This window comes from Nocardiopsis trehalosi NBRC 14201 (assembly GCF_001552555.1).
Lineage (GTDB): Bacteria > Actinomycetota > Actinomycetes > Streptosporangiales > Streptosporangiaceae > Nocardiopsis_B > Nocardiopsis_B trehalosi.
Window position 1 is genome coordinate 1 of sequence record NZ_BCRK01000227.1, and the last position, 8,311, is coordinate 8,311.

The window sequence follows — 8,311 nt, forward strand, 5'->3', positions numbered from 1 at the left end:
TGCGCCGTCCGGGCGTGCGGTGGTGCCCGGACGGCGCGGCGGGGGTCAGCGGCGCCGGCGGCCCACCGGGGCCGCCGCCAGGGCGGCCGCTGCGGCGAGGGCGGCCACGCACGACCACGCGAACAGGTCGCCCACGGCGCCGTAGACGGTGGCGGTGCGCGCGACGGGGACCTCGGCGACCACGGACGCCCCGCCCGAGGCGAAGTAGTCGCCCGCCGCGAGCGTGCGGCCGTGCGGGTCGACCACCGTCGAGATGCCCCGCCCGACGGGCCGGACCAGGCTGAACCCGCCCTCCACGGTGCGGAACACCGCCTTCTCCATGTGCATCCGCTTGATGCCGTCCCACTCGTTGGACGGCAGCAGCACGATGTCGGCCCCGCCCGCCGCCGCCTGGCGCAGGGTCGCCGGGAAGTCCACGTCGTAGCAGATGGCGGTGGCCAGCCGGCCGAACGGGGCGTCGTGGAACGGCGTCTCCCCCGAACCCGCGTCGTAGGGCTCCAGCACCGGGATGGGGTGCGCCTTGTCGTAGGTCCACGCGGTCTCCCCCTCGGGGGTGATCAGGACCGCCTGGTTGCGCATGTAGGGCGCCGCGTCGATGTAGACGGACATGCCGACCTCGACGTGCACGCCGTGGTCGCGGGCGACCTCGCGGACGCGGTCGAGCAGGTCGTCGCGGTGCTCCTCCAGCGCGAACCCCGCCGACTCGCTCCACACGACGAGCTCGGCGCCGGCCTCCGCCTCGCGCACGGTGGCGTCGAGCAGCTCCTGGTTGATGGGGGCGAAGTCGCGGCGCACCTGCTCGGGGTCGGCGCCGACGATCTCCTCCAGGGAGCCGTACTCCTCGAACGCGGGGGACAGCTTCTCCTCGTAGCCGGCCTCGGACAGGGTGATCGCGGCGGTCCGCACGGTGTCCTCGGCCGTCGGCGCGAGCGCCAGCCGGGCGCCGCCCGCCAGCAGCACGCAGCCGAGTACCCCGGCGCACACGGCGGCCGACGGGAGGACCGCGCGCCGGGGGCGGCCGTCCGCCAGGACGCGGGCGCCGACGGCGGCCGCCCACGCCACCAGGAAGCTCACGCCGTAGACGCCGGTCACCGACGCGACCTGCACCAGCGGGAGCGTGCCGTGCTGGGTGGTGCCCAGAACCCCGATGATGGAGCCGATCGGGCTCAACGAGGTCTGGGCGAACTCGGTGGCGACCTTCGCGACCGGGAAGACCAGGGTCGACAGCAGCACGGAGCGGGTCGCCAGCCGGGACGCGATCAGCCGGTCCAGCAGGAAGGGGACGGCCTGCGCCGTGCCCAGGGCGACGGCGATCGCCAGCAGCGGCGGCGAGGTCACGTCGGCGCGCCACATCCAGAAGACGACCCCGGCGACGCCGACCGCCCAGATCCACGCCATCGTCGCGACGGGGCGGCCGGTGCGGGCGAAGGGCAGCAGGAACATCGGGTAGAGCCACGCGGCGAGGGCGACGTCGAGGTCGGTGTGCACCGCGAACAGGGAGAGGCCGCCGCCGGCGAGCAGCCACAGGTATCTGCGGCGGCGGGTGGGCGGCCGGCCTGCGGCAGTCTCGGCGGCCGGGGCGGAGGGGGGATCGGCGGCCGGGGCGGCGGGAGCGGTCACGGGTGGGCCCTTCTCGGCGGGGACGGGATCCGGGCCGCCACCGGGGCGGCCCGCCGAGAACACTAGGAATCCGGCCCGCCCGATCCCATGGGGCCGCCCGCCCGCTCCCCCTCCAGTGCCCCCCGCCCCCCACCTGCGGCCGGCCCCACCCCCGACCCGGTGCGCGGTCGACCCGTCGACGCGCCGGTACGGCGACGTACCGGTATGGCGGCAGGCCGCCCCATCGCCCCCGGTACCCGTCGCCCGTCGACTCCGGGCGCTCGGACGTTCGGGCGCCCGGGCGGCGGCCCGGCGGGCCGCCCCCGGCCCCGCCGGACCGGGCGGGGCTCAGCCGGGCGGCTCCGGGGGGAGGTCGTGTTCCAGGTCGTCCGCTGCGGCGAGTGCGGCCGCGAGGCGTTCGCGCTCGTCCGGGGCGAGGGGGGTGGCCCGGACCCGGCGGAGCAGCTCGGCCGCGTGGGCGGGGTCGTCCAGGCGGGCCGCGAGTTCCGCCCGGTACACCAGGGCCTCCACGAGCACGGCGGCCGGGACGTCCCCGCCGCGCGCGAGCCTCCCGTCGAGGACGCGGGCGGCCTGCCGGTGGTCGCCCCGGGAGTCGCCCTGCACGATCGCGTTCTCCAGCGCCCGCGCGAGCGCGCCGCCCCGTGACCGGTCCGGCCTCCCCCCGGTCCCACCTGCGCCCGTTGGGCCGCCATCCGCGTCCGCCGCGCTGCCACCCGCGTCCGCTGAGCGGTCCGGGCGCGCCGGGGTGTCCGCCGACGCGGTCGCCGCGTTCGTGTCCGGGGACGTCGGGCCGTCCGGGTCCTGTGGGGCGGGGCGTTGGAAGAAGCGGATCCAGTTGCCGCCGGGGTCGATGACGCTGAACCCCGACGAGTCGCCGGTGTTGCTCCGCTTGCGCGGCCGCGTCAGGCGCGGGATGCCGGACAGCGGCAGTCGGCCGTGGGCGGCGCGCAGGCCCGCCGCGAACGCGGCGAACACGGCGGCGGTGTCGTCCACCGCCACGATGCACGACCCGTAGGAGTCCTCCGGGACGAACCCCGGGATGGCCGCGAAGTGCAGTTCGATGCCGCCGCGCCGCACGATGACATAGGGGTTGGGTCGGGTCTGCCGATACTTCTGCTCGAAGCCGAGCGCGCGGTAGAAGTCCGCCATCTCATCGATGTCCGCGCACGGCAGGATCGGGACGGTCACCTCATCCGGCATGGCGGCTCCCGTCGTCCTCGGGGGCCGTGTCCTCGGCCGCTCGGCGCGGGCCGGCGGCGGCGGTGATGGCGGCGACCCGCTGGTCGGTGGCGAACGCCTCGGGCGCCAGGACCGTGTTGCCGTCGAGCACCACCCCCTCGGGGGCCGGGCCGGGGTCGGCGTCCCAGACGTTGCCGGTGAACACCACGTGCTCCAGCGGCGGCGACACCGCCAGCGCCACCGGCGCGTCCGCCCGGTACACCGCGTTGCCCTCCACCGCGACCCACGCGGCGCCGTAGTCGGTGTAGAGGCCGAAGTTGTACGAGGTCAGCGTGTCGCGGACGACGTTGCCCCGGATGACGGCGCCGTCGGCGCGGGACGTGCCCTGCGGCCCCGACACGTAGACGCCGCCGCCGTCCGCGAGCACCCCCATGGTGTCGTGCACCAGGTTGTGCAGCACCCGGGTGCCGCGCCCCTCGTAGACGACGATGCCCGCGTGCGGGGTGTCGGCGATGAGGTTGCGGGCGAGCACGGTGTCCTCGGTCCCCGCGACGAGGACCGCCGGGGACCCCCGGTAGTCGCGGCCGACCCGGTGCACGCGGCAGTCCTCGACGCGGTGGCCGCGCGCCCCGGCGCCGACCACCACCCCGCCCCCGGCGGTCCCGGTGACCTCGGTGCGGCGCACCGTGTTGCCGGACCCGGCGCCCCGGAACTCCAGTGCGACCCCGCCCATGCGGGTCAGCCGGCAGTCCTCCAGCAGCACCCCGTGGGAGTCCTCGACCACGACGTTGCCGGGGATGCTCGCGCTGGAGCCGGGCACCGTCACCCGCCCCTGGCCTTCGGCGAACTCGACGATCCGCAGGTCGCCGCCGCCGTCGTAGTAGCCGTTGCCGTGGTAGTGCGGGAAGCCGTCCGGGCCGCTCGGCCCGTTCCACGCGGCGTCGGCGAAGGTGATGCCCTGGAAGACGACGTCGCGGACGCCGCGCGCGTGCACCAGGGTCTCCAGCGCAGGCGCGACGGCGTCGCCCAGGTCGTCGCCGGGTCGGGGGCGGTAGGTGACGGTGCCGCCGCCCGCCGCGAAGGTGCCCTCCGTGACGAACGCCGGGCTGTTCTCGGCGAAGGTGGGGGAGTCGGCGCCGTACGTCTCGCCCGCGCCGGGGCCGTCCCAGGTGATGACCGAGTGGTACAGCCCCACGATGTGGTCGAAGCCGGGGCGGGCCATCGCGATGGCGGAGGTGCGGGCGTCTCCGGTGACGGCCGCGACCGGGCAGCGCCCCTCGGTCCAGGGGTAGACGCCGCGGTAGACGAATTCCACCTCGCCGCGCCACGCCTGGGGGGCGGTGCCGTCGGCGGTGTAGCCGTCGGCGGTGCGCCGCAGGCCCAGGTCGGCCAGTGCGATGGCGGCGCGCTCGACCCGGCGGCCGCCCACGTAGAGCTGGCGGGGGGTGGGGCCGGGGTGGGGGGCGTGCGCGGTCCCGTCGCCGTCCGTGATCCAGCCGGTCACCGGGCGGCCCCCGCTGATCACCACCTCGGCCTGCTCCGGGGTGCCGTGGCCGCGCGCCCGGTAGGTGACGCCCGAATGGGCGGCGGTGAGCTCGAAGGTCCTGGTGAGGCGGTAGGTCCCGGCGCCCAGCTCGACAACGGAGCCCGGGGCGGCGGCGTCGCGGGCGCGCTCCAGGGTGGCGAAGGGGCGGTCGGCCGTTCCCGGCCCGGAGTCGTCCCCGGACGGATCAACGAAGATCATCTGATTCCTCCCAATGGCATGTCTACAGCGTACACATCGGGTAGACAGCATATACAGGGAAGGGGGCTCGATGGCGAATCCCGAGCGGAGCACCGAACTGCTGTGGGGGTCCCGGACGCGGGGCGGGCTCAGCCTCGACCGGATCGTGCGCACTGCGGTGGAGCTGGCCGACGCCGAGGGGCTGGGGGCGGTCTCGATGCGCCGTCTGGCCGACCGGCTCGGCTTCACCACGATGGCGCTCTACCGCCACGTCCCCGGCAAGGCGGTGCTGGTCGCGCTGATGTACGACGCCGCCCTCGCCGGGTGGGGGGCGGTCCCCGGCCCCGACCCCGAGACCAGTACCGACACCGGCCCCGGCTCCGATGCCACCCCCGGCCCCGACGCCAACCCCGGCTCCGGTGCCGGCTCCGTCACCAGCCCCGACCCGGGCGCGGACTGGCGCGCGGACCTGGCGGCGTGGGCGCGGGGCGGGCTCGACGTCCACCGCCGGCACCCCTGGCTGGCCGACGCCGAGGACCCGCGGCGCGTCCCGGGGCCCAACGCGGTCGCCGCGTTCGAACGGGCCCTGGAGATCACGGCGCGCACCGGGCTGCCGCCCGCGGAGGTGGTGGCCGCGGCGTCCCTGGTCAGCGGCGTCGTCGCCGGCGCCGCCCAGCGGTCGGCGGCGGAGGCGCGCGCCGAACGCGGCAGCGGGGTCGGCTTCGAGGAGTGGTGGGGGCGGCGCGACTCGCTGTACGCCCACCTCGACCGGTACCCCACCCTCAGCCGCCTCTACCGGGAGGGCGCCTACGACGCCCCGCCCGACTCGTTCGACTACGGCCTGGAGCGCACCCTCGACGGCATTGAAGCGCGCATCCGTGACGTAGTGCGTTACGAAAAGGCGTGTGAGGTGTGCGGCCGACCGGTCGCGGACGGCCCGGCGGGCCGCCCCCGCGCCTACTGCTCCGCCGCCTGCCGCCAGCGCGCTTACCGGCACCGCCGCCGCACGGAGGCCTGACCCGCCGCCCCGGCCGGGCCGGCGCGGCGCACCCCGCATCACCGGGTCGCCGTATCACCGGGTCGCCGTATCACCGTGTCGCCGTGTCGCCGTGTCGCCGTGTCGCCGTGTCGACCGGTCGACACGCGGCGCGGACGGGGAGCGCCGGCCGGCGGCCCGGAGGCGGCCGGTCGGCGCTCCCCGCCCACCGGGCGTCGACCCGCTGAGCGCGGGACGGCCGCGCTTGCCTTCCTCGGCTTCGATCCGGCGGTCCCGGCCCGGCGCGTCTGACGGGCCGCCGGGCACCGGGCACCGGGCGTCGGGCCACCTGGCGTCGGGCCACCGGGCGCCGGGCCACCGGGCGCCGGGTCGGCCGCGTGGCCGGCCCGGCAGCCTCCGGTGACGGACCGGGGGAGCGGGGGGTCAGCCCAGGACCGGGAAGTTGGCGCGGATGACGCCCCGCGGGTCGCGCTCGCGCTTGATGCGCCGCAGGCGGTCCAGCGCCTCGGGGGTGAACGCGTCCGCCGCGGAGTCGCCGGGCGCGAGCAGGGTGTAGGGGCGGCGGCGGCCGACGCGGTCGCCCAGGTCGCCGAACAGGCGGTCGCACCGGTCCCCGATGCCCGCCGCCGCCTCGGGCGACAGCGGCAGCCCGAACGCGTAGACCAGGTACGGCTCCGCCAGCGCGCCCAGCGGCGTGTCGGACGGTTCGGCCAGCGCGCCGCCCACGTGCCGCAGCTGCAGGAGCAGCAGCGGGTCGACCGGGCCCTCCGCCAGAATCGCGGCGGCGTCGCCGTCGAGGCCGGTGAGCGTGCGGGTCCGGCTCATGCCGGGCCCCGGGTCGGTGGGGTCGGCGGTGATGGTGCCGAGGTCGGCCGGCGACATCGGGGCGCGGGAGTCGGCGATCGGGGTGCCCACGTCCTCCAGCGGGCGCAGCAGCTCCTTCGCCGCCGTCGCGTCGCCCAGGAACGCGGTGTCCACGGCTACCAGCGGGGCGCCCCCGGGCGGGCCGATGCGGGTCCACCACAGCGACAGCTCCGGCGGCGCCGCCTCGGTGACCCGGCGGAAGGCGTCGAGCGCCGCCGGGGCCAGGTGGCCCGGCCACAACAGGCGGCCGCCGTACAGCTCGGGCGCGGGGTGCAGCCGGAACTCGACCTCGGTGACCATCGCGAAGTCGCCGCCCCCGCCGCGCAGCGCCCAGAACAGGTCGGGGTCGGAGTCGGCGGTGACGCGGGAGCGGGCGCCGTCGGCGTCGACCACCTCGAAGGCCAGGACGCTGTCGGCGGCCCAGCCGTGCGCGCGGCCGAACCAGCTCAGCCCACCGCCCAAGGTGTAGCCGGTGACGCTCACGCCCGGGGCGCTGCCGGCCAGCCCGGTCAGCCCGTGCTCGGCGGCCGCCGCCTGCACCCGGCCCCAGGACACCCCCGCTCCCACCCGCGCGGTGCGGGCGGCCGGGTCGACGTGCAGGTGGTCCAGGGCGCCGGTGCGCAGCAGCACCACACCGTCGACGTCACCGGTGGCGCCGTGCCCGTTGGGCTGGGCGGACACCGCCAGGCCCGCGTCGCGGGCGTACCGGACGACGGCGGCGACGTCGTCGGCCCCGGCGGCCTCCACGACCGCGGCGACCGGCTGTCGGACGGCGCGGTTCCAGGGGGCGCGGGCGGCGTCGAAGCCCGCATCGGAGGGCAGCAGCACGCGGCCCTCGACCAGGGTGCGAAGCTGGGGCAGAGCGTTCATGGGGGTCCTCGCGAATTCGTGTGCGGGGGGCGGTCACACCCGCCCTCCTCGGTCCGTCACCCCCATGACGGATCGGAACGTGAGGATGTGACCGATGGTGGAGAACTCGGCCGACGAACTGCTGGCGCGCCGCTTCGACGAGCACCGCACCAGGCTGAACGCGGTGGCCTACCGGATGCTCGGTTCGATGACCGAGGCCGAGGACGCCGTCCAGGAGGCGTGGTTCCGGCTCAGCCGCACCGGTGACGAGGGGATCGACAACCTCGCCGGCTGGCTGACCACCGTGGTCGGCCGGGTCTGCCTGGACATGCTCCGCGCGCGCGGCTCCCGCCGCGAGGACCTGGCGGGCGCGCACGTGCCCGACCCGGTGCTCGCGCCGGTCGACGGCGAGGGCCCCGAGCACGAGGCGGTGCTGGCCGACTCCGTGGGCCTCGCCCTCCTGGTGGTGCTGGACACCCTGCCGCCCGCCGAGCGCCTGGCGTTCGTCCTGCACGACATGTTCGGGGTGTCCTTCGCCGACATCGCGCCGATCGTGGACCGCGAACCCGCGGCCGCCCGGCAGCTCGCCAGCCGGGCCCGGCGCCGGGTGCGCGGCGCCGCCCCGGCACCCGACCCCGACCTCGCGCGGCAGCGGCGGGTGGTCGAGGCGTTCCTGACCGCCGCGCGCGGCGGCGACTTCGAGGGGCTGGTGCGGCTGCTCCACCCGGACGCCACGGCGCGCGCCGACTGGGGCGCGCTGCGCCCGGGGGCGGCCGTGGTGCACGGCGCCGAGGCGGTGGCCCGCCAGGCGGCGACCTACGCGCAGCCGGCCGAGCGGGTGCGCTACGCGCTCATCAACGGAGCGTTCGGGATCGTGGTGCTCTCCGAGGAGGGGCGCCCGTTCTCCGTCCTCGCCTACACCGTGGTCGACGGCCGGATCGCGCGCATCGACGCCCTCGCCGACCCCGAGCGCCTGGCCCGCCTCGACCTCACCGCCCTGGACGCCTGACCGCCCGCGCGGTCGCGTGTCGACGTGTCGACGTGTCTACCCATGGCCGGGCCGACACGTCGACACGGCG

The 8,311-nt window shown here is 76.9% G+C and carries 6 protein-coding genes; 2 read left to right on the forward strand and 4 right to left on the reverse strand.

The annotated features are described in order from the left end of the window. Nucleotides 1-45 precede the first annotated feature (45 nt). The 3 genes from NT8_RS25415 to NT8_RS25425 form a co-directional block, all read right to left on the reverse strand. Nucleotides 46-1,620 (reverse strand): apolipoprotein N-acyltransferase, encoded by a 1,575-nt coding sequence (locus NT8_RS25415; protein ID WP_084469277.1) that lies wholly within the window; start codon nucleotides 1,618-1,620, stop codon nucleotides 46-48. A 327-nt stretch (nucleotides 1,621-1,947) separates the two neighbouring features. Then, nucleotides 1,948-2,820: a VOC family protein gene (locus NT8_RS30315; protein ID WP_067974785.1), complete on the reverse strand. Its 873-nt coding sequence runs from the start codon at nucleotides 2,818-2,820 to the stop codon at nucleotides 1,948-1,950. After that, nucleotides 2,810-4,543 carry a right-handed parallel beta-helix repeat-containing protein gene (locus tag NT8_RS25425; RefSeq protein WP_067974787.1) on the reverse strand — a complete coding sequence of 578 codons (1,734 nt, stop codon included), beginning with the start codon at nucleotides 4,541-4,543 and terminating at the stop codon, nucleotides 2,810-2,812. Before NT8_RS25425 ends, NT8_RS30315 begins: the two co-directional genes overlap by 11 nt. A gap of 70 nt (nucleotides 4,544-4,613) precedes the next feature. On the opposite strand from NT8_RS25425, the gene NT8_RS25430 reads away from it, so the two are divergent. Further along, nucleotides 4,614-5,540: a TetR/AcrR family transcriptional regulator gene (locus NT8_RS25430; RefSeq protein WP_067974790.1), complete on the forward strand. Its 927-nt coding sequence runs from the start codon at nucleotides 4,614-4,616 to the stop codon at nucleotides 5,538-5,540. A 402-nt stretch (nucleotides 5,541-5,942) separates the two neighbouring features. Here NT8_RS25430 and NT8_RS25435 read toward each other — a convergent pair whose 3' ends face one another. Then, the gene (locus NT8_RS25435; protein ID WP_067974793.1) at nucleotides 5,943-7,253 is read right to left on the reverse strand and encodes an FAD-binding oxidoreductase; all 1,311 of its coding nucleotides are present in this window, start codon (nucleotides 7,251-7,253) and stop codon (nucleotides 5,943-5,945) included. 94 nt (nucleotides 7,254-7,347) lie between these two features. Here NT8_RS25435 and NT8_RS25440 point away from each other — a divergent pair, with 94 nt between their 5' ends. Further along, nucleotides 7,348-8,241, forward strand: coding sequence for a sigma-70 family RNA polymerase sigma factor (locus NT8_RS25440; RefSeq protein WP_067974796.1), 894 nt, complete (start codon nucleotides 7,348-7,350; stop codon nucleotides 8,239-8,241). Nucleotides 8,242-8,311 lie beyond the last annotated feature (70 nt).